Origin of the sequence: Microcystis sp. CS-574, from assembly GCF_028329095.1 — a bacterium.
GTDB classification, from domain to species: domain Bacteria; phylum Cyanobacteriota; class Cyanobacteriia; order Cyanobacteriales; family Microcystaceae; genus Microcystis; species Microcystis ichthyoblabe_A.
In genome coordinates, this window is sequence record NZ_JAQMSY010000115.1 from 1 (window position 1) to 24,622 (window position 24,622).

Here is a 24,622-nt window from a genome sequence, read left to right on the forward strand (position 1 = left end):
GGGGTGTGGGGAGAATAAATAAAAAAGTCTCCTATCTCCTATCTCCTGACTCCTATCTCCTGACTTGAAAATAGAAGCTGAAATAAGGCAAATTCGTCAATCATACGGCCATCCGTTGAGTATAGGCTACATATCAGGAGAGGCACCCCTGCGAGTGAAATGACTCTCAAATTATTACAGATGCGTCAGCGGCTGCGTGTAAGCATCCCACCGAAAAACTAATGCGCGGGGGGTTTGGGGGGTTCTACCCCCCAAAAGCTTGGATTGAGTAATCAGATCTGAAGTAATACGGCCATCCGTTGAGTCTAGGCCACATATCAGGAAAGAAACTCCTGCAAAAGGGGGAATAAATAATCAGTTTTTAATAACCGGATTTAGGATCAGAATATTTTCATGCTTGACGGTGTAACTTGTTGCATCGGGACTGACTTATTTATCACTATTACCCAATTGGGTTAAAGCTGTCCCGGTAAGACGACAAATTTGCCACTCTTGGAAGACCTTAGCCCCCATTTTTCCATAAAAATCGATCGCCAGTTGATTCCACTCTAAGACAGTCCATTCTAAAAGTCCCGCATCCCTAGCGACGGCAATTTTAGCCACAGCCATTAGTAAAGCTTTCCCGATACCTTGACTGCGATAATCGGGTAAAACGAAGATATCTTCTAGGTAAATCCCCGGTTTAGTTATAAAGGTGGAATAGTTAGTAAAAAATAGGGCAAAACCGACTATTTTACCCTCTACTTCCGCCACCAATGCTTCGATGTAGGGTTTTTCTCCGAATAAATGCTCCCCTAAAGCTTGACTATTTCCTGTCATTAAATGGCTGAGTTCTTGATAGGCCGCTAAGGCGACAATTAAGTCAAAAATAGCCTTGACATCGGTAGCAACGGCGGCACGGATGGAATAGTTCATGATTGCTGGTCAAATCTTGATTTTAATGCTGATGATGTTTATGGGGGGATTCAGCAGGGGGAGAATTAAGATTGGAAAAATGGCCGTTATTTAATCCCATGCCAACGCTGCCAATACTGAAAAGTCCCATGGACACAAAACCGGCCGCAATTGTCCCCATGGCCACGGTTCCAATGGAAACTATTCCCATAGGAACAATACCGATGGAAATAACGCCCATGGGAACAATGCCAATAGAAATTATACCAGTGGGGGCAATACCGATCGACAACCATTTTCGTCCGGAATTACCACAACTATTCTCTTTTTCTTGACCTAGATTGGAATCCATGTTTAACCCCGAAGATGCTTTGAGCCTTACCATCCTAGGTTAGGGGTAGAATTCTTGTCAAAAGACCAGTAGTCAAAATGAAAGTTAATTTTTTATAAAAACTATTGACTTTTCATCTCAGTTATGTATTGGCGGGATACCGGCCACGTCGAGAATTTTTGGGACTAAATCCTCCCGTTTAATCGCCATGATGTGGACACCTTGGCATAACTGCTGGGCTAATTTTATTTGTTCGGCGGCGATTTTGATGCCTTCTTCGAGGGGATGGGCTGCATCGGCGAGTCTTTGAATGATATGGTCGGGAATTTGTACCCCCGGCACATTTTTATTTAAAAATACGGCGTTTTTAGCTGATTTTAACAGAAAAATCCCCGCTAGAATCGGTTTATCGGCCAGCGAGGCCACCTGCTGCATGAACTTATCAAGACACTCGAAATCCGTAACTAATTGACTTTGAAAAAACTGCGCTCCCGCTTCGATTTTACGCTCAAAACGGCGTTGAAGACCAGACCAACTTTTTGACTGCACATCAACGGCAGCCCCGGCAAAAAGTTCTAGGGAGCCATCGGGTAAAGATTTATCGTTAAAGTCAAAACCTTTATTTAATTTATCGATTAATTTTAACAAACGTACCGATTCTAGGTCAAAAACTGCCCTAGCTTGGGGGTGATCTCCTGCTTTGACCGGATCTCCAGTTAAAGCTAGTATATTTCTCAATCCCAAAGCATGAGCGCCCATTAGATCTGCTTGTAATCCGATCACATTGCGATCGCGGCAGGCCATTTGACAGATGGGTTCGATGTCGTGTTGATAGAGAATAGCGGAGGCAGCCAGAGAGGACATCCGCACTACGGCGCGACTGCCATCGGTAATATTAGCTGCATGAACGCGATTTTTTAGCCAGAGGGCCATTTCTAGCATATGACTGGTATTACCCCCTTTCGGGGGAGTAATCTCGGCTGTAATCAAAAATTCTCGGTCTTGAACCGCGCGTTGTAAACGAGTAGTCATCAATTTATCTAGGTTTTAACCATAAATTTTATAGTAGATTTAGCCCGGAAATGACTCGGAGGCAAGCAATGATCATCGGGCTGCGCTGCTTTATACTGGTCGGTGTCAGTGCTTGGCTGATATCAGATAAGTTAACTGGCAGGAAAAAATTTTTAATGTAGTATAATACACGGACAGTTTAACCAAATCCGTTTATAAGTGTAAAGGACAACCTATTCGATCGAGCGATCATGCCAACTCTTTCTCGTTTACCTACTAAAGACAAAGCCCTAATCATGACCCATCCCCTCAAAATCGTCGCTTTAGGTGATAGCCTTGTGTATGGCTATGGCGACCCCGTGGGTGGCGGTTGGGCCGAGCGCCTACGTCGTTTGTGGATGGAAAGTGCCGGTCATGCCCTGTATAATTTGGGGATTCGCGGCGATCGAGTGGTACAAGTGTCCGAACGTTTAGAACAGGAATTTCGTCTCAGGGGGGAAATTCGCAATCGTCTCCCCGACCTGATTCTTCTCTCCGTCGGTGTTAATGATACAGCCCGTTTAGGCCGGCCCGATGGTCGTACTTATACCGATCACGATCTTTTTCAAACTCAAATTGAACATTTACTCGGCCGGGCCCGTTCTCTTTGCCCGGTTTTGTTTATAGGTATGATTCCCGTGGATGAGCGGAAAATGCCCTTTTTAGATTGCTTTTACTTCAACCATGGCGATCAGTATAGTTTTAAGGAAACCACTAAACAAGCTTGTCTAGAGCAAAATATTCCCTATCTCGATTTATTTGATCTCTGGATGAACCGGGGTGATCTGTGGTGCCAAGAAAGATTAATGGAAGATGGACTTCATCCCAATGTCCAGGGCTATCAATCAATTTTAGAGGATATTTTAAACTGGTCGCCCCTCACCTCCTTTGTCGGTGTGGATAGTTTTATTCAACCTTTCACAGGAATTGCACAAAAGTGATCTCCTCTGTTCTCAGTGGTTCTAGCGGCGTTACAGAAACCAGAAGAGCCGGCAATATAACCGAACTTACCCCCTACATATCTACTAAAATGCTGAACAGGCAATTGCGCTACTCGTTCAAAATGTAGTCAATTGAGGGTTAGAATTTGCTAATCATTGCTCTGAATTTGTGACTCAATAAATTCTCGAAAAGCTGAATCAAAAGTTAATTTTTCCAGACTATATTTGATCGTCATTTTCCAAAAACTAGCTTGACTATAGCGTTTCCTGTTCGCACGAGGTACATTGTCGATGGTGAAAAGCTTAATCAGCATCTCCCAATTATTGTCTTTAGGTCGCTAAAATTTCGTTTCTCGCCGTATTTCTCCTTTTTTCTTGAGAATGAAATAGCCCTACCCTTATTAAGGGGGGTATCTGACAGTTTTTAACACCTAACTACTTAATAAAACAGGCGGCAGGCCTGTTTCACTATTAGCTTCAGAATAATTAAGCCTACTTAATTTCGCGGACTACCGGCTTACCGTCGATAATTTCACCGACGAGAATCAGATCAGCAACCCCGACGAATAAACCATTTTCTAAAACCCCCGGCATATTATTAATAGTTCTTTCCAAATCAGCCGGATCATCGATACTATCAAATTTAACATCGATAACTAAATTGCCTTGATCTGTGACCACGGGGCCGGCTTTTTTCACCCCCATGCGCAGGGAAGGTTTACCACCGAGGGCCTCTAATTTCCGCATTACCGGAGTCATGGCCATGGGTAACACTTCCACCGGCAAAAGAAAAGTCGATCCCAACTTATCCACCAGCTTATTGCCATCCACCACCACGACAAAAATATCGGCGAGACTATCGACAATTTTCTCCTGAGTATGGGCAGCACCGCCGCCTTTAATCAGATTTTTCTGGGGATCCACCTCATCGGCCCCATCGATGGCGATATCCATCTTCACGATGACATCGAGGGTAGTGAGGGGAATTCCGTACTTCCGGGCCAAAACCTGCGCTTGAAAAGAAGTAGGAACCCCGACAATATTGCTGATTTCCCCGCTTTGCAGTCTAGCACCGAGATATTCGATCGCGTAGGCCGTCGTTGAACCAGTTCCCAATCCCACGACCGAATTAGATTGAACTAGATTAGCGGCGGCCTTACCGACCTCCTGTTTCATAAGAATGACCGGATCGATTGCTGTCATGATGCACACTCCTAAAAGCGATGTTTTGAACCTCTTAGTTATCGGCTATCCCTTGCCCTCTTGTCAATGGAATTAGGGATTAGTGGCCTGAGCTGCTAACATTTCCTTGAGTTTAGCCAATTCATTGGCCCAACGGGGATCTGGCTGTAAAGCGTCACCATCGCTGGTAACTTTCGGGGCATTATTGCCACCCCGTTCAGCCTTGCGTTTTTTGCCGCCGCCGCCACCACCACCACTGGATTTGCGCGGTGCCGCCGTCGTCGGTTTCGGAGTCGGTCTTTCGACTTTTTCCGGGGTTTCTACGCTGGCCTCCGGTCCGTCTGCTTCTTCTCCTTCTTCTTTACCTCCCTTGCTGCGGGGGAGAGCTTTCTCGATTTTGATCGGGTTTTCCATGAAGGATTGACCGTTGTATTTTTCGATAAACTGGTCAGCTAGTTCATCGCTAGGGACGGTAACGAAGGCAAAACCGCGACATTTGCCGGTTTTGCGATCTTTGATGACTTTAGTGGTGATCGTATCCCCTTCATCGGCAAAAAGCGCCTGTAATTTTTCGCGCTCGACGGATTCTTTGGGCAAATTACCAACGTATAGACGAACGGACATGATGGATTCCTCCAAGTATAGGGTGATGTAAAAACTTGTGCGACATTCCCTGCCTGTATGCTGATTTTTTTAAGGCAAACAGAGCTAAGGAAGATATTTCCCAGCGATAAGCTTGTAGTTTCTGCACGATAGCGGCTGTGGCCGTCAATTTTGACTATCCTTAACGATTTCAACGAGAGGGACGGAATCTAGGGGTTACGTTTTTAGCTTTTAACAGGCCTAACCATTCAACTTACCCGATTTATGTCGCTCTTTTCGATTATTACAGAATGTTTCCACAATTTGTCAAATATTTTCTCTCGCTCTGGGCTGCCTAAGTATAACTACTTAAGTATTTGTTCACAGTAAGCAAAATTTTATGAAAACTCTTGCTAAATGTATCATTATATGCTTCTTTGCTTTTGGCGGCGGGGTATCCTAGCTAACAGGAGGGAGAAAGCAAAACCCTCTCTACAGATACATTGACACTTTGTCAAGTATTTGTTACATTAGTTAAAGAAAAGAGGTGATACCAATCACCCATCTCGCTTGTGATCAACCACTGTCTTCATTGAGGAGGAACACCATGTCTCAACCGATCGAACTTTCCTTAGAACAACAGTTCAACATTCGTTCTTTTCAGACTCAGGTAGAAAAAATGAGTCAGGAGCAAGCGCAGGACTTCCTGATCAAGCTCTACGAACAAATGATGGTCAGAGAAAATATGTACAAAGCTTTTCTCAAACACCAGTGGGGTCTAGATTCTAATCCCTGGGCCCCCCAGTAACTCATTTCACCCCTTCGGGCGACCTCTTTCTCCGGCTGGGTTTCTCCGGAAACGAGCTAGGGATGCGGGGCGCATTTCTTCACCTTTTTAGCTATTCTTAGGGAAGAATAACCGAACTGCTGGGGGTTAATTTATGTTCGAGCGCGCTTTGATCTGTACAGATCTTTTCGATGGTCTCCATCGTCTTGTCCATTGTGTGCCACACTTAGCCCTGAGCGGCTTAAAACAAGTTATCTTCCTCCACAGTATTCCGGTTTGGGAACAACCCACCCTAGCTGCCGTAGATCAAGCAAAAATTGACGCGGCCAAAGAAAAATTATCTCCAGCTTTAGCAAATATTCCCGACGGTATGACAGTTATTGTCGAAATCTCTAACCGTCGTCCCGTGGATGCCGTGCGGGAAATCCTCGCTAATCACTCTATTGACGTGATTTTGATGGGAAATCCCATGCGCGGTGCTGTCCAAGAAAAATTATTCGGTAGTACCAGTTTAGCGATCGCAGGTATTACCGATATTCCGCTGCTGATTTTCCGACCGCAATTATTATCAGTTTATACTCACGATGAATTGGCCCTGCGCTGTCAGCATCTCTGGAAACATTTATTAATTCCCTACGATGGCAGTCCCGACGCAATTTATCTAATTGAACAGATAGAAAAATACGCTCAAATCCGCGCCCCCGGCTCTTTTGAGCAATGTCTTCTCCTCCGGGTAGTAGAAAATATCAGTCGCGATCCCGGTGTCACCGAATACCGTTTTAATGATGCTCGTCGGGAATTAGAAGCGGTGCAAGCGCGACTAGAAAAACTCGGTTTGCAAGTAAAGAGCCAAGTGCGATCAGGAACACCTGTATTAGAAGTTTTGACGGCAGCAGAAGAAAATGATATCAGTGCGATCGCAGTGGCCACCTGCCATCGTTCTAATATGTTGGAATGGTTAGCCGTACGTCGGATTAATGAAGATATTCTTCATCAACTGTGGTTTCCGCTCTTATTTTTCTCACCGAAGGGATAGACTGGAAAAAGGCTCTCTTGGGGATAAACCACAAAGGTACAAAGGACAGAGAGAGGAAGACAGATTCGAGCGCTAAAACCTATCACAAAAAAGACAAGAGAGCCGCAAAAATTTGGAGGAAATTAACTTAAGTAAGTAGGGTCTGCTGAATAATGGTAAAACCCTTTTAAAATAAAGCTTTTGACCTGTTAAAGTCCGATGTTCATGCTGCGAAAATAGGATTGGGACTTTCACAAACCTTGCATTATCCTTCTTGTAGTACATCGCTTGGTACAAAAAACAAGGGCAACAAAGCCTGAAACGACCGGCTACTGACTCGGAGACTCCTGACTCCTACCCCCAGGAAAAACTTTTTCAGCAGACCCTAAGTAGTTATAATTAAATTGAAGATGGATTTTGCCTCTGAGCTACCCTGCCCCTAACCTTAATCCCCCCTTGATAAGGGGGGTGTCTGATAATTTTTAATGCCTACCTACTTAATAATCAGAGGTTAAATTGGCTAAGTTAATCATTACTATTACCTCTCAAAGTATTCTACGATAGCTCTCGCTATCGATTCTGCACCATCTTTAGGCAGTTTAACCTTTAATCGTGGCGGTTGGGGGGCTTGGCGTAAAAAGTCCCAATTACCTTGAAAAAATTCTTCACTGCTAATAATTTGATGATAACTATAATCTTGGATTCCAGCCAATAAAATCGCTGATTCGGCGAAACCTTCTCGAATTAGGGAAACAATCGGCACCTCTAATTTTAAAGCCTCGGCAAAGGTACTATATCCCGGTTTGGAAATAATTCGATCGCACAGGGGCATAAAATCCACGGGACGATAGCTCCGATCTAGTTTATCCTGTAAGCGGACTAAATTGGGCAATTCGGGCGCGTTTTTTTCAAAAGTGATAAATTGCCAATCGGGAAAACTGGCGAGATTATTATATGGAATTGCTTCTAATCCTAACCCCCCAAAACTCAATAAAATAGTTTTTTCTTTAGGGGCATTTAGCTTAAACTCCTGTCGCAATTGTTCTTCACTGTAGCGGGGTGTACCCCCGGTTAAATTTGCTTCTGTAATGTGAGGAAATGCTGTCATCGCTTCTGCTAAAGGCAGTTTAAATAAGCGATCACATTGATTATAACAACGACTGATCCAATCACTAATACTGGCAAATTCTTCACCCCAATCACGATAGATAAAATCCCAGCCAAAGTTACCGATCATCCAACAAGGAAGCCCCGCACTTTTGGCAATTAGTGCCGCTAAAGGCGGTAAATCGGCTACAACTAAACCCACACGATTAGTTTTAATAAAATTAACTTCACTGGCAATAATTGCCCTTGATTGAGCAATTATTTGTTCTAATTTTTCTTTAGTAGCTAATTTATCCATCGTTAAACTATCCGATTGGATTACCCCCACATCAAACCCCCGATGTCTTTGAATATATTCTCCGGATATATAGGAATCTAATAACCAGCGCGGGGCCGTGGTGACTAATATCGGCAAAATTTCGGGATTAAGTTCAATAATATTAGCTACTACCGAAGCACTGCGGACGGCATGGCCAAAACCATGATTAGTAACGGCAAAATAAACAACAGGACGAGACATATAGCAGTTATCTTAATGGTGAGATACGAAGTTTTCGTTTTGGGGAGACGGTCGACTCCGAGACTATGCCCTGTCAGATTATACTTTATCTTTACGAGAAAGGCTGTAATATCTAAGTAAAAGGTAAAAAGCAAAAAAGCGATTAAAATTCTCCCAGTTATTGGTCAAAATAATGCTTTCATCACTTTTGGCTATTAAAAAACGGTTCTTCGGTTTGTGTTATGCAATGTACGCGGGTTATAAGGGACGGAACCCTTATAGAGAAAAACGTTTGGCGATTTTTGTCAATTGTTTTTGATCTAGAGCGAACTAATCAATTAAATCTCTTGCCAGATAAGGATTTAGTTTATTTATGCCACCCTATCGAACCATAACAAGTAACGAAGAGCCTAAAAAACCCTCTCTTCGGGGAGAGGGTGAAGTGGGGTTTAGGAATTTTCCTCTAATCCAAAGACGCGATTAAAAGCTTTCAAGACTTTATAACCAGAATCGATCGATTCTAGCGGATCTTTCCGCAAACGGTGACGTAAACAGAGAACAATTACCCGACGGATATCATCTACCGTCACAGTGGTCCGTCCTTCCAAAGCGGCCAGAGCTTTAGCGGCGCGATTGGTAACGATATCGCCGCGCAATCCATCCACGTCCAACTCGGAACAAACCTCGGAAATTTTCACCCGCAGCTCATAATCAAGCTCCACGGAAGGCAAAAGATTTTGGGCCTCCACGAGCTTTCTTTGCAGTTCTTCCTGTTCTAAGTTGTATTTCTCTAAAAACGAGATCGGATTGCCATCAAATTCCGCACGCTGTTCCACGATTTTGACCCGTAGAGGTGGTTCTTTGACGGTGTGAATCTCGGCGTGCATTCCGAAGCGATCGAGCAGTTGTGGGCGCAATTCTCCCTCTTCTGGGTTGCCCGATCCCACCAAAACAAACCGGGCCGGGTGACGGATGGAAATTCCTTCCCGTTCCACCGTATTCCAACCACTAGCGGCCGAATCTAATAGCACATCGACGAGGTGGTCGTCAAGTAAATTGACTTCATCCACATAGAGAATGCCGCGATTAGCTTTGGCCAGCAAACCGGGTTCAAAAGCTTTTACCCCTTCTGACAGGGCCTTTTCGATGTCAATCGTGCCACAGACCCGATCCTCCGTCGCACCGAGGGGCAAATCTACCATAGTGACTTTTTTCTTGGCAATGGTCAAGGGAATGGCCTCGTCCACCCTTTGCCGCACCTCATCGCTCATTAAATCGGGATCATTGGGGTCAGAATTAAAGGGATCGTTAGCAACTACGTCAATTTCTGGTAAAAGGTCGGCTAAAGCCCTAATTGTGGTCGATTTTCCCGTACCTCGATCTCCCATAATCATCACCCCGCCAATTTTGGGGTCGATGACGTTGAGCATTAGGGATAATTTCATTTCTTCCTGGCCGACAATAGCGGTGAAGGGAAAAACCACGCGGCGAGTTTTCGGAGGAGCTTGGGGAGTCACGGTCATAAGTGGATTCAAAAGTCAAGAGTTGTTGCGTAAAGAATTATATCTAGTGGGGGTTCTAGCCGTCAGCTTTCAGCAAAGCTTTATCATTGTAAGTCTTTTTCCCTGCTTTTTAAGATCCAGCGCCAGAGGGGATGACCCGGCCCTTTGGCCTGAATTTTCTGCACCCGTTGCTCTAAGCGCAGTTTTTCTCTGGGGGAAAGTCCTAAAATAATGTTGCGACTTTGCCAGACTAACACTGCTCCTGTAATGGCAAGACAAAAGGCTAGACCGATAGAAGGCCAGTAATTGAAAGCTAAAGCGTATCTAAGGGCTGTCCAAGTAAAATACTGCCGCATTAAGGCTATATCATCCCATAAAACCCATAAACTCGCCGAACCAATCACTAACCAACAACCCAACACAAATAACCAACGACCCCATACCGTCAGTCGATGTAATCTTTTGACCTGTTGCTGTAGTTCAAAATCGGCCATTTCAGTTATCAGTGGGGAATTATGAATTATGAATTATGAATTATGAATTATGAATTATGAATTATGAATTAGGAAGTGTTTTGAGTGAACAGTAATCAGTGAACTGAAAACTCAAATCTGATAACTGATAACTGAAAACTCAAATAACTGATAACTGAATTATCCCTTGACAATTGCGCCAAAATCTGCTAGGACTCGGGCGTGATTTCGCAGTAAACCCAAGAGATTTAAACGATTGCGACGGACGGGTTCTTTTTCTGCCATGACTAACACACTATTTTCGCCATCAAAAAAGTCAGCCACCACGGGAGAAATTGCCGTTAAAGCAGTGACGAGACGCTGATAATCTCTTTGCTCTCTTGCGCTGATAGTTTCGGGAATTAGGGCAATTAAAGCGTCATAAAATGCTGGTTCGGAGGATTGTTCAAATAACTCCGTATTGATGATTCCCTTGGCTTCTAGGGTAGTTGTATCTAAATCTCCTTTTTGTGCTAAACGGGTCGAGCGATTGACGGTTTCATAGATGTTGGCTAACTGACCATCCTGACGAATTTGGGATAAAAAGCGAGCGCGTTCACGGGTATCTAATAAATTTTCTAAAGCGCGAGACTTATACTCTGGATCGTTTTCCCCTAAAACTGCATTAACGAGATCATAATCTATCCTCAAATCATCAATTAAGAGAGTTTGCAGACGTTGTAAAAAGAAATCTTTAATCAGATTTGCTGGGTTGGGTTTATCGGGATGACAGGTAACAAAATCCTTAGCTATCTGCTCAATTAATGCCAAAAGATTGATATTAAAATTGGCTGACCAGATAATACTAATTATTGCATTGGCAGCCCGACGGAGAGCGAAGGGATCTGAGGAACCAGTGGGCAGCATTCCCAGTCCAAAAATACCGACTAAAGTATCCAAGCGATCAGCAATTCCCACCACTTGACCAGTGATTGTTTCCGGGAGTAAATCCCCGGCATTGCGAGGCAGATAATGTTCAAAAATGCCCCGGGCAACTATAGCCGATTCACCACTAATTAAAGCATATTTTTCGGCCATTACTCCCTGTAATTCTGGAAATTCATAGACCATTTGGGTAACTAAATCCGCTTTACAAAGCATGGCAGTGGACTCTATATCACTGCGACTTTGTTCATCGAGATTTAACTGTTCGACAATCATCTGGGCAATTTCCATAATCCGATCGACTTTATCGCGCATGGTTCCCAATTCTTCTTGGAAAGTGACGGTTTCCAGTTGGGGAAGAAAACTATCTAAGGGTTCATCACAATCGGCAGTATAGAAAAATCTGGCATCGGCTAACCGTGCGCGGATAACCCTTTCATTTCCTGCGGAGATAATCTCAGATTTCTGGGGATCGCCATTGGAAATAGTGATGAAATAGGGTGACAAACCCTGGGGAGTTTTCACCGGGAAATAACGCTGATGTGTCACCATCACGGTAATAATTACTTCTGGGGGTAATTCCAGAAATTCATCGTCAAATTTGCCGACAATTGCCGTGGGATATTCGACTAAGTTAGTCACTTCTGCCAATAAATCTGCGGGAATTTCTGCCACTCCCTCCAGCTTTTTGGCTAGGGTGGTAATCTGATCAGTAATTATCTGTTGACGCACTTGCGTATCCGCTTCCACAAAAATTGATCGCAAACTGGTTAAATATGCTTGGGGGTGACTAATGGCTAGGGATTGCGGGTGTAGAATGCGATGACCAAAAGTTAAGCGATCGCTGGTTAAAGTGGTAGAGCCATTAATTAATTCTAGGGGCAAAACTTCCCCATCCACTAAAGTTAATAACCAACGAATTGGCCGGGGAAATCTTAAGTCTCCATCTCCCCAACGCATAAAACGTCTTCCTTCCAAACGGGTAATCCATTGGGGAATTAATTCAGTTAAAATCTCGGCTGTTTGACGACCCGGAATCGTTTTTTCAATATAGACAAATTCTCCTTTGTCTGTGGCACGAATGGAGAAAGCGTCGGTGCTAACTCCCTGTTTTCGAGCAAAACCCTCACCAGCGGGGGTAATTTGGCCATTTTTGTAGGCGGCACTAACTGGCGGTCCTTTGATCTCCTCGCTGCGAGCCTCTTGCTCCCTTGGTAATCCTGTGATTAACACGGCCAAACGGCGCGGGGTTCCGTAAACTTGAATAGCAGTAGCGTCCAGAGATTCCGTCTCTAAACTCTTGCTAACTCTTTCCTGCAATTGTGCGATCGCGCTATCGACAAAATCTGCGGGTAGTTCTTCTGTACCGACTTCAAGTAAAAAATCCATCTGATTGATTGGCCGTGTTTATGCTTCACCAATCATCTAGGCTATCACAGAAGCCGTGTCCTTAGTTTTTGACTGGTGTTGTTCGACTTTTTGGGTTAGGGTGAAAGAGGCAGCAAATTGGAATCAGCGACGATGGGAAAGATTAATTTATTAGTCAGTGCCACCTCTGAGGATTGGATAGAACAGGCAATTAATAATTTAGGGATTATTCTGCTCGATCATTCCCATTGTGAGCGAAAAGCGGCAGGAGTGGCCTTAAATCTCATGTTTCGTTATCCTTCCTACGCTTCCCTCGTGCGGAAATTAACAGCGATCGCACAAGAGGAATTAGAACATTTTGAACAGGTCAATCAATGGTTAGATAAATGGGGAATTCCCCTCGCTCCCTTAAATTCTCCCCCCTATGGTGCTAAATTGAAGGCCCAGATTCGTCACCAAGAACCCGATCGCCTTTTGGATTCTCTGTTAATATCAGCTTTAATTGAGGCGCGTTCCCACGAAAGATTAGGTTTATTGGGAGAATATTGTCCTGATCCCGATTTAGGCAAATTTTATCACGGTTTAATGGCTTCCGAAGCGCGTCATTATGGTATTTATTGGCTATTAGCAGCGGATTATTTTGAACGGACAGTGATCGAGCAACGTTTAGAAACCCTAGCGGCGATCGAAAGTGAAATTCTCACTACTCTGCACCCGGAACCTCGTATTCATAGTTGATTGCACCCAAGGACAAACCCTATCTAAATTACTCGTTCAACTCAATTTCTCTCTTAGAAAAGGGTAAATCTTGATTGATTGCATCAATTTCTTCCTGTTCCATTTGATTAATTTCTTGGATATAATTGCGGAGAATTTGAGTCATTTTGCCATGATAAAAACGGTGTAAACTATGATTAGCAGTGGCAGGAAAACCCCGTCTTTTTTTATGTTGTCCTCCCGCACCCGGGTCAAACATGGTAATACCTTGACTAATTGCCCAATCGATCGGTTGATAGTAACAAGCTTCAAAATGTAAACAGTCATACTCTTGAAAACTGCCCCAGTAACGACCATAAAGATTAGTATCTTTGCGAATACAAAAAGATAAACCCACCGGTTTAGTATCCTTTTCATTTTGGTAGGCAGTAATCAAAACCACTCGCTGACGATAATTCGGATATAATTGTTCAAAAAATTTCTGTGTCAGATATTTACTTCCCCAGTAAAATTTATCACAGGTACTGCTATAAAACCGATAAATTAACGGGAATAAATGATGGGGAATTTCTTCGGCAGCCAGAGTTTTAATAATTAACCCCGCATTAGTAACCGCTTTCCGTTCCCGTTTAATATTGCGGCGTTGATTAGCATTAAAAACCGTCAGATAATCTTCAAAACTTTGAAAACCCTTGTTATTCCAGATATAACTATGGTGTAACCAGGGAGTAAAGCCCAAATTTTCCATTAAAATTCGCCATTGGGGATCCACAAAAAGAAAATGACAACCCGACAGATTATTTTGATCACAAAAATGATCAATAGCCGCTATCATTAAAGCAGTAATTTCCAGTTCATTTTCCCCCGGAGCAATTAAAAAACGATAACCTACCGCCGGAGTAAAAGGGGTCATTCCTAACAGTTTCGGATAGTACCTAATCCCCAAACGATGGGAAAGATCTGCCCATTGGTGGTCAAAGACAAATTCACCGTAACTATGACTTTTAATATACAAAGGAGCGGCGGCAATTAACTCAGCACCGCACCAAACTGTTAGATGAGCAGGTTGCCACCCCGTCCGTCCCGTAGCGCTGCCAGAAGTTTCGATATTATGTAACCATTCCCACTCTAGAAAGGGAGTAGTTAGGGGTTGAGCGAGAGCATCCCATTTTTGTTGGGAAATCTCACTCATTTTATCAATCCAAGCGACAGAATATTGTGGTTTAAGCTGTTCTACCATGGGACAAGATAAGTCAACCTTTTTATTTAAGGTTTGCTGAATAAATCTAAAACCCTTGTTGGGTAAGACTTTTAGACTTTTTGTCAATCAAAAAGTACCGGACTGGGAGTGATCAGGGGTAAAATTCCGGGACTTTTTCCCTGAAAATTAGGTAACTGAGTATCTCAAAATCAGTAAAACCCTACACCCTACACCCTACACCCCACACCCTGCCCCCACCAACAAACTTTTTCAGCAGACCCTATTTAAGGTAATCTAGTTTTGAGATTTGTGGCAATCTCGTTCAAGGGAATAATGTAGGAAAATTTCGGCTTCCACGGTTTCCACGCTCAAAAGTCGTAATTTTCTGGCAGAATCTGCCAGAAATCCAGTTCCTCCCAGGGGAGTTGCCGCTTTATTGCCTCCTAACAGCAAAGGACAAATGGTTAGATAGATTTCATCGATTAAATCTTCAGCTAAAAGAGAGGCAATTAATTCACCTCCTCCCAGAATCGCCAGTTTTTTGATACCTAGGGCGGTAAATTGACTAAAAATAGCCTTCCAATCACCGCAGACTAAGACAAGCTCAAATAAACCCCGATTTTCCCATGCCACCACTTTTTCCGCTGCCGTGATTAACCAGCGAGGAAAAGGCTGCTGAAAAAATTTCATCTGGGGATCAAGCAGTCCCGAATGAGAACAAACGATCTGTATCGGCTGCGGGGATAATCCCCGTTGTTGACGATAAGCGAGAAAATCGCCATGACGGATAGGAAGACTGGTGTGATAAGCGCGCAGGGTGTTAGCACCGAATAAAGCGGCATCCATGCGGGATAAATGTTGTTCTAGACGCATTTTATCGGTAGCAGAGGCAAATCTGGCCGCTGACTGGTAGGTGTCGGCAATTTTACCATCGGCACTCATGGCTAAAATAACGGTGGTGTGAGGATGATTCATAGTAAATGATGAGGGATATCACCAGGTCCGATTGGTGAATAGGCTAGTATAGTCTGGAGTTTGATAGCAAGAATCAAACCAATTTCCGCCCATGTCTATCGGTCAATCCTCCTTTCGTCGTATTCTGCTCTCTCGCTTACTCCTGGTTAGTGTTCCTGTACTACTAATGGGGGTTTATGTTACCTATCGTAAGGCGCGATCGGCTTTTTTGGAAACGGCCCGTCAAAATCTCACCGAAAGTGCCATCAGAAAAGCAGACAATATTGAGCAATCAATTCAACTTTTGCGGGCCAATCTGATCACTGCGGGGGAAAGTCTGGTTTTAAAACAGGGAACCTTAGCCGAAAAAGAAGCTTTTTTACAACAATTAACAGCGATGCTTCCTAATCAGATTAACTGTGTGGAATTAATTGATATTAAGACCAAGAAACCTTTATTAAATCGAGCCTGTGAACCAGAAACCCTCAAAATTTTGCCTCTGGAAAGATGGGCAGAAAAACAAAATAGCTTTGCCAGGAATATCGAGAATATTTTAGTTAAAAGTTTACCTAGAAAATTTCTAATTAAATCTCCCCATAACAATCGTCAATTAGAATTAGTCTTTGCCGTTCCCATCTACGACAATCAAGGACAATTACAATCTGGTCTGATTTTACAAACTTCTCTACTTTATGGTGAGAAGGTTTTACGCGGTTCTTTGTCAGGTTATCCCGTGGTTATTTCTGAAAATGGCATTATTCTCGCTCATCCCTATTTTCATCGCATTGGTAGCCATATCAGTCAAGAAGCTGATGCGGAACGTCTCAATCTGATCATCGATAATGCTGTTAGAGGTCGACGGAGATTTCTCCATTTATTTTCTTTCGAGAAATATGGCAAAGAATTAGTCGCTGGTTACAGTTCCCTCCCCAGTCCAGTTACGGGAGAATCATCCCAAAAATGGGTAGTTTTAGCCATTAGTTCTCTCTCCCAAGCTCTGGCTCCTCTACAACAAATTTGGGAGGCAATTTTTTATCTAATTTCTGGTTTATTATTAGCTTATTTAGTAGCTATTGTACTTATTGCTAGGGATTTAGCTAGACCTTTAGAAAAACTGCGAGATTATGCCTTAAATATTCAGAAAATTCCTTCCCAAAAGATTAGACCACAAAATTTTAATATTAGAGAAATTAATCAGTTAGCCTCGTCCCTAGAGGAAATGCTCGAACGTTTACGTCTTTGGGGAGAGGAAATAGTTAAGAGTTGGCAAGAAGCGGAAAATGCTAATCAATTAAAAAACCAATTTTTGGCGAATACTTCCCACGAATTACGCACCCCTCTCAATGGTATTATTGGCTCAATTCGTTGCGTTATGGATGGATTTTGTAACAGTGAAGAGGAGGAAAAAGAATATTTGCAACAAGCGGATAAGGCAGCCGTACATCTTTTGGAAATTATTGATGATATTCTCAGTATTGCTAAAATAGAAGCAGGCAAACTTTCCGTTAATCCTGAACCAGTAGATTTACACCAAATTATCAATGAAGTTATTAATTTACAAACAGCATCGCTGCAGGGTAAGCACTTAAAATTAAATTTGCTTTTCTGTCCAGAAAATCCGATAGTCTATGCTGATCCCACTAAATTAAAACAGGTAATTTTGAATGTTATTTCTAACTCAATTAAATTTACCGAGACGGGAACTATTTCTCTGATAACTCACTTAGAATATCCACAGGCTATTATCACTATAATCGATACAGGAATCGGTATCGACCCCCAGCAGCAATTAAAATTATTCCGTCCTTTTGTGATGATTGATGGTTCCACAACTAGAAAATTTAGCGGTACGGGTTTAGGATTAGCTATTTCTAAGAATTTTATGAAAATAATGGGGGGAGATATTACTATCTCTAGTCAAGGTCAAGGTTTAGGAACAACTGTAGAAATTATTCTTCCTCTGGTGGGGGAAAGAAAGCTTGATTTTACTCCACCAGAGGAAAACTCATCTTTGCCGATTCTTCCTTCTCTTAAAAGCTAAAATATCTCTATTTAACTACTGTAATTTATGAGGAATTTAGTTTATAATTCCTCTAAACTTTCTACGGGTAAATTAACCACCTGATAAGCACCAAAAACCTCTATCGCATCGGTATAATTTGTTAATTCTTCTAAAGTTTCTGCGATTAAATGCTGTTGATCCAGATTAATTTCTAGATCAATAAAAAATATGTATTCCCCTAAAGATCGTTTAGTTGGTCGCGATTCAATCCGAGATAAATTAAGCTGACGTTTGGCAAAAACTTCTAAAGGTTTGACTAAAGCACCGGGTTGATCTAAAACTTGAAAAGCGAGGGACATTCGCTCTCCTTGAGGATAGGAAGTTAAAGCCATTACCCAAAAACGGGTACAATTATCGGGATAATCATTAATTGGCTGTGTTAATATTGGTACATGATAGAGTTTTGCTGCTCGGGGGGAAGCAATAGCGGCCGAATTAGCCTCTCGATCGAGAATTTGAATCGCTTCTGTGGTAGAATTGGTGGGAATAATCGGCACGTTAGGTAAATTATTTTCTAGCCATTTTTGACATTGAGCTAAAGCTTGGGGATGGGAATAAACGGTTTTAATTTCTGTTAGCGATTGTTGAGGAGATAGAAGTGCATGGGAAATCGGTAAAACTAATTCTTGTTGAATCTGTAACCTGGGTAATTGCCATAAAGCATCAAGAGTCATTACCACACTTCCTTCGGTGGAATTTTCCACCGGAACCACTGCTAAATCGGCCTGATTTTGGACAACCGATCGCAGGGCCAGGGCAATGCTAGGATAGGGTATTAATTGATGAGGCTGGGGTGGTAAACTGTTAGCAAATGCTAAAGCGGCTGTTTCTGAATAGGTTCCCACTGGCCCCAGATAAGCGATCTTTACAGTCATTTAGATTATCCCCGCAAGCAATTTTTTCTAGCTATTACAGCCTTTCTCATAAATATCAAGTATAACCTAATTCAGCCAGCGTTTTCAGTTGATAATTGGGTAAGGGAGCAATATAGTAGGGAACCTTTTTAGCTAACTCTAGGGTACAGGTAATTTTTTTAACTTTGCTTTTACCGCCCAAAAATTTACAATCATAAGTAGCATTGTGCAAAACCTTTTCTATCCGGTCAACCAACAGGATTTTAGTGATAAAATAATCGATCAGGTCCGGTCGATCGAGAACATCCAAAATTGTCACCCGCTCACCCGTTAAGTCCGTGGAATCAGCAAGAATTTGAATCAGAGACAAACGGGGAGTCTTGCTATCGTAATCGGCTACTTCCGTATCTAACCAAAGAATGGGAAAATGGCAAAAGTGATCGATCGCATTCCTAATAGCGTCGGATTCCGTTAAATAAGGCATGGTTGCAGAGGCTGAAAAATGTATCAAAAAATCTTGATAGCAGTAGATTTGTCAGAGATGGGGGAGAGTGTCTTTAAACAGGCTGTATCCTTAGCCAGTAAGTATGAAGCTAACCTCCTACTACTGCACGTCCTTTCCCCTGAAGAAGATTATAGCCCTTTACCGATTCCACCCAACTTAGCCGATATTTACCCCGCCCAGGGCAATGATCTGACTCTCGATTTTTGGCGGCAACAATGGGAAGAATTTGAGCAGAAAGGGTTGGCAATGTTGCAAAAAAGAGCTAATCAAGCGGGAGAAATGGGTGTAAAGGGAGAATACCGGCAAATTTATGGTCATGCCGCCAAAACTATCTGTAAAGTGGCGCGAGAGGAAAATATTGATTTAATTGTTATCGGTCGGCGTGGGCGATCGGGTCTAGGAGAGTTATTCTTAGGTAGTGTGAGTAATTATGTTCTCCATCATGCCCCCTGTTCCGTCTTAATTGTTCAACATTCTCAGGACTAAAAATTCCTGTTAGCTATTCCCCCCCTAAAATCCCCAAACGATTAAAAGGAAAAAAGCGAAAAACCGCCCTACCAATCACGTTATTTTCCGGTAAAAACCCCCAGATATGGGAGTCATTGCTATTATTGCGATTATCTCCCATGACAAATAAGTTATTTTCTGGCACGAGCAAAGGCATTAAATTATATTGAGGGGATTCTAGAATATAATCCTCTGCCAAGGGTTGATTATTCAGATAAATTTTGCCCTCCTTGACAGCAATCACATCCCCTGGGGTGGCAATCACTCTTTTAATAAAAGCTTGGTCCTTTTGATATCCCTGTAATTGTAATTGTGCCGGCGGTTCAAAGACGACGATATCCCCCCGTCGAGGGGGATGGAAATCGTAGGAAAGTTTTTCCACCACTAAGCGATCGCCCTGTTCTAAAGTGGGTAACATAGAATCAGAGGGGATAAAACGAGGTTCAGCCACAAAAGTGCGGATCAATAGGGCTAAAACTAAAGCTATAGTGATAATTTGCAGATTTTCTCGAATAGAAGCCCAAAAACTCTTGGATTTGTCCTTATTAATTTCTTGCTCTTGCATTATTGCCCAGATGATGGTTGGTTTAACTTAGCTTTCGCTTGCTGCCAAAAAACTGTTAATTCCTCTAGTGTATAGTCATGGAGAGGCTTTTCTGCCACGGATTCCACTAGGGAAAAACGTTGAATAAAACGCAGATTAGTCTCTTGTAAAGCGATACTGGGGTCTAAATCATACCAGCGAGCAAGATTGACAATAGTAAAGAGTAAATCGCCTAATTCGGCCTGTTGATGCTCTTTATCGCCCGATTCTAGGGACTCTTGCCATTCTGCCAACTCTTCGCCAAATTTTTCCCAGACTCCCGCGATATTTTCCCAATCAAAACCGACTCGCGCTGCTTGCCGAGAAATTTTCATCGCCCCGATCAAGGGTGGTAAAGTTTGGGCATAACGGGTTAATTTGCCGCTAATAGTCGGGTCATTTTTTTCCTCAGCTTTGATTTTCTCCCAATTTTGACGCACCTGTTCGGGATTTTCTAGGGATAGCTCCCCAAAAACGTGGGGATGACGACGAATTAATTTATCAGTGATGCCCCTAGCCACTTCTTCTAGGCTAAAATTACCCTCATCACTGGCAATTTGAGCTTGTAAAACCACCTGTAGCAGTAAATCGCCTAATTCCTCGGCAATGGCAGTTTTATCACCACTTTTAATCGCTGCTACCACCTCATAAGCTTCCTCGATAACGTAGGGAATTAGGGTTTCCGGGGTTTGCGCTAAATCCCAAGGACAGCCGCTTTCTGGGTCTCGTAAACGGGCAACAACGCTGATTAAATGGTTTAATGCCGCTAAGATGGCCTTGTAACTGGGATTGTCGGTTTCTGGAAGGCTAGACATCGATTTTTTCCGGTTTTCTCGCCCATTATACCAGTTAGTTATCAGTTATCAGTTATCAGTTATCAGTTATCAGATGTGAGTTTTCAGTTCACTAATCACTGTTTACCGATCACAGCAAAAAAGCTCTCATCTCCCTATCTTCCTAATATTCAGTCACAGCTTTTCTCATAATAGATGAAGTTTAACCTAATTTGATTGAAGACCTACCCCCCAAAACGAAAACTTCGTACCTCACCATTCAGATAACTGCTTTAGCTCAATAACAATGAAAAAACCCGGTTTCACCGGGTTGCACTAGCTTGGAGTGTGTATAATCAACCGATAAGGCAGTTGAAAACTTAAATAAATCTAAATAGAAAAAAGGTAAGCAATTCCGCTGTAAGAGAATCAGATTTAATGAATCATCCCGCAAGTTAGGGGACAAGAAGCATAAACAGCTTGATGAGAGGTTTTTACCTCACCGTGTAACCAGTGCAGCCAGCTAACTTCATGGGGATGAACACCTTTTGCTGCTAACAAAGCGGCAATAATTAGGATAGCCAAAATGTTAATACCAATAATAATTCCTGCCACTAAAAGCACGGAACTAACCGGTAAAACTGACTGTAAGATAATCGCAGACAATGCCCCCACTGTCATCATTAATACTACTAAAGGAAATCCCACTACTAATAAACAGACAGTGAGGACGAAACTCCAGAGAAGAAAGCTTTTTAGCATTGCTAAAGAAACGTGGCCCCAGTTATTTCTTGCGGTTAATTGCATCTTCCTGACCTCTTACAAACTTGGTGGTCTAACTTTTCTGCACGTCGGCTCAAAGTTGATGAAAACCAGTATAGGAAAAACACCGAAGAAAATGAGCTATTCGCAATATAAATTTACAATCATCGCCGATCATCTATGTTATATGTATCGAACTATTACAAAAATCGCCAAGAGGTATCGAAAACTTTACAATCGGTTTCCCTTGATCCCCAATCCAGTTTCCTACTAAAATCCTTGATCCCCGTCGATAATCCTTTCTTGTCTCCCTGTCCTCAGATTTTTCCGCGTCTCTTTGTAACAAATCTTTACAAGTACCTCTAGAATTCTCAGAAAATAGGTGGACGACAGTAACCAGTAATCAGTCACCAGCAATCAGTAAACTGAAAACTCGCACTTGTCACAGAATTGACATCCGGCTGTTATAGTCCTGACAAATGAGAGTTATATGCTAAAGTTAATCCAGCAAAGGAATAAATTATTTCCCCTAGCCCAGCTTTCCTCAAGCTTCCCACACAGGGTCTAGGGGAAGTTTATTTTTCTGCCCATGAGGAAAACCGCTACCTGGCCCGAAAAGAAAATTTTTCTAGAAATTGACAAGCCTTGACAGCAGGGAAGACAGTCAGACAGACTAAACTAAAAAGGTTTTTGGAGCGAAAATATAGTTTCTTGCCTTTCTGTCCCCCTAAAAGCAGTCTTAGCTCTGGTGACGAGCATAATCATCCTGAAAACGCACTATATCATCCTCTCCTAAATATTCCCCATTCTGCACTTCAATTAATACCAATTTGATTACCCCGGGGTTTTCCAGACGGTGAGCGGTACACTGCGGCACATAGGTGGACTGATTAGCACCGAGAATTTCCTCGTTATCTCCACAGGTGACTTTTGCCGTCCCCGAAACGACAATCCAATGTTCACTGCGATGGTAGTGCATCTGTAAACTGAGACGATGACCCGGATTCACTTCAATCCGCTTGATTTTATAACCGGGACCCTCTTCTAGGGTGGTGAAGGAACCCCAGGGCCTAAATTCTGTTGCCGCCGATTCTACGCTCGAAATAAGCTGAAATGGTGCCACATCTTGGGCTGCGATCATTATATTATGTCTCCATTGCTAGGTCTGATCTTAGTCCAAGATAGCAGCAAAAATCCTAGATGGCATCTAAGTCAGTGATCAACTGCTCACTGATTCACTCTTCGTCGCTGTTGAGAATACGGGGAACCCGGAAATAATCTCCTTCCGGGGCCGGCGATTCCTGCACTAAGACCTCGTGATCGCGATAAAGTCTATTACTATCAGCGCGAGTAATATTTTGAATTTCGATCGCTCGCGTGGTGGGTGGCACATTTTCCGTGTCTAATTCGCTTAACTGCTCGAAATAATCCAGTATCCCGCTTAATTGCCCCGCAAATTGTTCTTCTTCAGCGTTGGTAATCTCTAAACGGGCTAAATGGGCGATTTTTTCAACTGTAGCTCGATCGATCATGGGAGAAATGGGGTGTAGGGTGTAGGGTGTAGGGTGTGGGGTGTGGAGTGTGGGGTGTAGGGTGTGGGGTGTGGAGTGTGGGGAGAATAAATAAAAATAATCTCCCGTCTCCCGTCTCCCGTCTCCTAACGACCGACGAGCGACTCCTCAATTTAAAAGAAAACATCAATTTCCGAGCGCCCGGTAATTTTCAGCCAGTTTTGGGCTTCAATGTAGTTATTGGGGGCTAATCGGATGGCTTGTTTCCAGTATTCTGCCGCTTTGTCGTAGAGTGCTTCTGCTTCGGCCTGTTGTCCGTCTTCTCTGGCTTTTTCCCCTTGAAAATGGTAAATAACAGCGATATTATTCAAGGCGGAGGGCATTCTGGGATTAAGTTGGATAGCTTCTTCGTAGTATTCTAAGGCCTTTTGATGCTCGCCGTTACTAGCGTGGATAATGCCGATATTGTAGAGGATATAACTGCGATCATTAGGATCCTCTTCTAATGTTAAAGCTTCATAGTAATTATCGAGGGCTTCGGCGTATTCACCGTCAGCTTGGGCAGACATCCCATCGCGATAATAAACAAAGGCTTCCTTGGCTTTTTTATCGGCGGGGAGCATCTTTAAAATGATATCCGCCATGACGGTAAAGGATTTATCAATAAAATTATCGTTACGTTGAGTGCGTGGCATAGTTAGGACGAGTAGGCGATCAAAATGACTATTTCCTTTATAGCACTCGCGAGAAACCCCAGGGCTGTTTTTCCAATTTTTCTGGCCACAGGTTCCATTGAAGGGATCTTGGCTGCCCCAACGGCGAACATTGGTTTTCCAGTCAAAAAATTCCCCTTGGCAAGGGGTAATTATGGCCCTTACTAAGTTTTTATCCCTTGTGTCCCGATTGAGAAAATGTCAAATCTGCTAGGGACGGGCTACAGTTCCTTGAATTTCGCTGCCACCCTTATTGATTGCTCCAACGACCATTGACGTAACTTTACCTAATATCTAGATTTCTCCCTGTTGGTTGCTTTAAGTGAGTAGATTGGTTTCATCGAAAATTTGGGTCTGAAACCCCGTCGTTCTACGACGGCTTTACTGTTAAATATGAGCACATTTACGAAATATATGCTAAAATGTGAGACATGGAAAAAGCCTATTCTTACCGATTTTACCCAACACCCGAACAAGAGTCGCTATTGCGGCGCACATTGGGCTGTGTAAGATTAGTTTACAATAAAGCTCTCCACGAACGAACACAAGCATGGTACGAAAGACAAGAAAGAGTAGGATATGTTCAAACTTCTTCAATGCTAACCGATTGGAAAAAGCAAGAAGAATTAAACTTTCTCAATGAGGTAAGCTGTGTACCTTTACAACAAGGGTTAAGACATTTACAAACAGCTTTCACTAACTTCTTTGCTGGTCGTACTAAGTATCCTAACTTTAAGAAAAAACATCAAGGAGGAAGTGCCGAATTTACTAAGTCTGCTTTTAAATTTAAAGACAAACAAATCTATTTAGCCAAATGCACAGAAC

General features: G+C 42.8%; 26 protein-coding genes. 7 read left to right on the forward strand and 19 right to left on the reverse strand.

The annotated features are described in order from the left end of the window. Positions 1 to 429: 429 nt before the first annotated feature. From PN470_RS09315 to PN470_RS09325, 3 genes are all read right to left on the reverse strand, one after another. Positions 430 to 915: a GNAT family N-acetyltransferase gene (locus PN470_RS09315; protein WP_002791932.1), complete on the reverse strand. Its 486-nt coding sequence runs from the start codon at positions 913 to 915 to the stop codon at positions 430 to 432. A 22-nt stretch (positions 916 to 937) separates the two neighbouring features. After that, complete coding sequence (locus PN470_RS09320; RefSeq protein ID WP_002759516.1) at positions 938 to 1,246, reverse strand: hypothetical protein; 309 nt, start codon at positions 1,244 to 1,246, stop codon at positions 938 to 940. Between the two features lie 117 nt (positions 1,247 to 1,363). Then, positions 1,364 to 2,257, reverse strand: coding sequence for a methylenetetrahydrofolate reductase (locus PN470_RS09325; protein ID WP_272104379.1), 894 nt, complete (start codon positions 2,255 to 2,257; stop codon positions 1,364 to 1,366). 230 nt (positions 2,258 to 2,487) lie between these two features. Here PN470_RS09325 and PN470_RS09330 point away from each other — a divergent pair, with 230 nt between their 5' ends. Beyond that, positions 2,488 to 3,216 carry a GDSL-type esterase/lipase family protein gene (locus PN470_RS09330; RefSeq protein WP_193978155.1) on the forward strand — a complete coding sequence of 243 codons (729 nt, stop codon included), beginning with the start codon at positions 2,488 to 2,490 and terminating at the stop codon, positions 3,214 to 3,216. Positions 3,217 to 3,708: 492 nt separating this feature from the next. Here the strand turns inward: PN470_RS09330 and rpiA are convergent, their stop codons facing one another. Together rpiA and PN470_RS09340 are read right to left on the reverse strand one after the other, a co-directional pair. Continuing rightward, positions 3,709 to 4,419 carry a ribose-5-phosphate isomerase RpiA gene (rpiA, locus tag PN470_RS09335; protein WP_002738940.1) on the reverse strand — a complete coding sequence of 237 codons (711 nt, stop codon included), beginning with the start codon at positions 4,417 to 4,419 and terminating at the stop codon, positions 3,709 to 3,711. A 72-nt stretch (positions 4,420 to 4,491) separates the two neighbouring features. Then, positions 4,492 to 5,022: an RNA recognition motif domain-containing protein gene (locus tag PN470_RS09340; protein WP_002738382.1), complete on the reverse strand. Its 531-nt coding sequence runs from the start codon at positions 5,020 to 5,022 to the stop codon at positions 4,492 to 4,494. Between the two features lie 565 nt (positions 5,023 to 5,587). Here PN470_RS09340 and PN470_RS09345 point away from each other — a divergent pair. Together PN470_RS09345 and PN470_RS09350 are read left to right on the forward strand one after the other, a co-directional pair. Continuing rightward, positions 5,588 to 5,788, forward strand: a complete 201-nt coding sequence (locus PN470_RS09345; protein WP_002739006.1) for an NblA/ycf18 family protein — start codon at positions 5,588 to 5,590, stop codon at positions 5,786 to 5,788. Positions 5,789 to 5,921: 133 nt separating this feature from the next. Then, positions 5,922 to 6,803, forward strand: coding sequence for a universal stress protein (locus PN470_RS09350; RefSeq protein WP_016516599.1), 882 nt, complete (start codon positions 5,922 to 5,924; stop codon positions 6,801 to 6,803). 517 nt (positions 6,804 to 7,320) lie between these two features. Here PN470_RS09350 and PN470_RS09355 read toward each other — a convergent pair. The 4 genes from PN470_RS09355 to glyS form a co-directional block, all read right to left on the reverse strand. Next, complete coding sequence (locus PN470_RS09355) at positions 7,321 to 8,409, reverse strand: glycosyl transferase (protein WP_193978159.1); 1,089 nt, start codon at positions 8,407 to 8,409, stop codon at positions 7,321 to 7,323. A 428-nt stretch (positions 8,410 to 8,837) separates the two neighbouring features. Next, positions 8,838 to 9,911, reverse strand: a complete 1,074-nt coding sequence (bchI, locus tag PN470_RS09360) for a magnesium chelatase ATPase subunit I (RefSeq protein ID WP_016516601.1) — start codon at positions 9,909 to 9,911, stop codon at positions 8,838 to 8,840. A gap of 83 nt (positions 9,912 to 9,994) precedes the next feature. After that, a complete protein-coding gene (locus tag PN470_RS09365) occupies positions 9,995 to 10,384 on the reverse strand; it encodes a hypothetical protein (RefSeq protein WP_024969902.1) in 390 nt (129 codons plus the stop codon). A gap of 159 nt (positions 10,385 to 10,543) precedes the next feature. Then, complete coding sequence (gene glyS / locus PN470_RS09370) at positions 10,544 to 12,676, reverse strand: glycine--tRNA ligase subunit beta (RefSeq protein ID WP_272104383.1); 2,133 nt, start codon at positions 12,674 to 12,676, stop codon at positions 10,544 to 10,546. 132 nt (positions 12,677 to 12,808) lie between these two features. Between glyS and PN470_RS09375 the strand changes: the two genes are divergently transcribed. Then, a complete protein-coding gene (locus PN470_RS09375) occupies positions 12,809 to 13,393 on the forward strand; it encodes a tRNA-(ms[2]io[6]A)-hydroxylase (RefSeq protein WP_272104385.1) in 585 nt (194 codons plus the stop codon). 28 nt (positions 13,394 to 13,421) lie between these two features. On the opposite strand, the gene PN470_RS09380 is transcribed toward PN470_RS09375, so the two are convergent. Together PN470_RS09380 and PN470_RS09385 are read right to left on the reverse strand one after the other, a co-directional pair. Continuing rightward, on the reverse strand, positions 13,422 to 14,612 hold the full coding sequence (locus PN470_RS09380) for a GNAT family N-acetyltransferase (protein ID WP_069474503.1): 1,191 nt from the start codon (positions 14,610 to 14,612) through the stop codon (positions 13,422 to 13,424). 255 nt (positions 14,613 to 14,867) lie between these two features. Beyond that, the gene (locus tag PN470_RS09385) at positions 14,868 to 15,548 is read right to left on the reverse strand and encodes a RibD family protein (RefSeq protein WP_272104387.1); all 681 of its coding nucleotides are present in this window, start codon (positions 15,546 to 15,548) and stop codon (positions 14,868 to 14,870) included. A 91-nt stretch (positions 15,549 to 15,639) separates the two neighbouring features. Between PN470_RS09385 and PN470_RS09390 the strand changes: the two genes are divergently transcribed. Then, positions 15,640 to 17,568 (forward strand): sensor histidine kinase, encoded by a 1,929-nt coding sequence (locus PN470_RS09390; RefSeq protein ID WP_272104390.1) that lies wholly within the window; start codon positions 15,640 to 15,642, stop codon positions 17,566 to 17,568. Between the two features lie 41 nt (positions 17,569 to 17,609). Here PN470_RS09390 and pheA read toward each other — a convergent pair whose 3' ends face one another. Further along, the gene (pheA, locus tag PN470_RS09395) at positions 17,610 to 18,464 is read right to left on the reverse strand and encodes a prephenate dehydratase (RefSeq protein WP_271935227.1); all 855 of its coding nucleotides are present in this window, start codon (positions 18,462 to 18,464) and stop codon (positions 17,610 to 17,612) included. Between the two features lie 55 nt (positions 18,465 to 18,519). Further along, positions 18,520 to 18,927: a hypothetical protein gene (locus tag PN470_RS09400; protein WP_271935225.1), complete on the reverse strand. Its 408-nt coding sequence runs from the start codon at positions 18,925 to 18,927 to the stop codon at positions 18,520 to 18,522. A gap of 18 nt (positions 18,928 to 18,945) precedes the next feature. Here PN470_RS09400 and PN470_RS09405 point away from each other — a divergent pair, with 18 nt between their 5' ends. Next, complete coding sequence (locus PN470_RS09405; RefSeq protein ID WP_271935223.1) at positions 18,946 to 19,434, forward strand: universal stress protein; 489 nt, start codon at positions 18,946 to 18,948, stop codon at positions 19,432 to 19,434. A 13-nt stretch (positions 19,435 to 19,447) separates the two neighbouring features. On the opposite strand, the gene lepB is transcribed toward PN470_RS09405, so the two are convergent. The 6 genes from lepB to PN470_RS09435 form a co-directional block, all read right to left on the reverse strand. After that, on the reverse strand, positions 19,448 to 20,020 hold the full coding sequence (gene lepB, locus PN470_RS09410; RefSeq protein ID WP_002754900.1) for a signal peptidase I: 573 nt from the start codon (positions 20,018 to 20,020) through the stop codon (positions 19,448 to 19,450). Further along, positions 20,020 to 20,853 carry a nucleoside triphosphate pyrophosphohydrolase gene (mazG, locus tag PN470_RS09415; RefSeq protein WP_130758306.1) on the reverse strand — a complete coding sequence of 278 codons (834 nt, stop codon included), beginning with the start codon at positions 20,851 to 20,853 and terminating at the stop codon, positions 20,020 to 20,022. Before mazG ends, lepB begins: the two co-directional genes overlap by 1 nt. A 393-nt stretch (positions 20,854 to 21,246) precedes the next feature. Beyond that, positions 21,247 to 21,618 carry a hypothetical protein gene (locus tag PN470_RS09420; protein ID WP_272104393.1) on the reverse strand — a complete coding sequence of 124 codons (372 nt, stop codon included), beginning with the start codon at positions 21,616 to 21,618 and terminating at the stop codon, positions 21,247 to 21,249. A 694-nt stretch (positions 21,619 to 22,312) separates the two neighbouring features. Continuing rightward, on the reverse strand, positions 22,313 to 22,714 hold the full coding sequence (locus tag PN470_RS09425; protein WP_002738428.1) for a phosphomannose isomerase type II C-terminal cupin domain: 402 nt from the start codon (positions 22,712 to 22,714) through the stop codon (positions 22,313 to 22,315). A 94-nt stretch (positions 22,715 to 22,808) separates the two neighbouring features. Next, positions 22,809 to 23,105, reverse strand: coding sequence for an Asp-tRNA(Asn)/Glu-tRNA(Gln) amidotransferase subunit GatC (gatC, locus tag PN470_RS09430; protein WP_002754904.1), 297 nt, complete (start codon positions 23,103 to 23,105; stop codon positions 22,809 to 22,811). 152 nt (positions 23,106 to 23,257) lie between these two features. Further along, positions 23,258 to 23,779, reverse strand: a complete 522-nt coding sequence (locus PN470_RS09435) for a photosystem I assembly protein Ycf3 (RefSeq protein ID WP_016515872.1) — start codon at positions 23,777 to 23,779, stop codon at positions 23,258 to 23,260. A gap of 449 nt (positions 23,780 to 24,228) precedes the next feature. On the opposite strand from PN470_RS09435, the gene PN470_RS09440 reads away from it, so the two are divergent. Beyond that, a partial coding sequence (locus PN470_RS09440; protein ID WP_272104395.1) for an RNA-guided endonuclease InsQ/TnpB family protein occupies positions 24,229 to 24,622 on the forward strand: 394 nt, incomplete at its 3' end.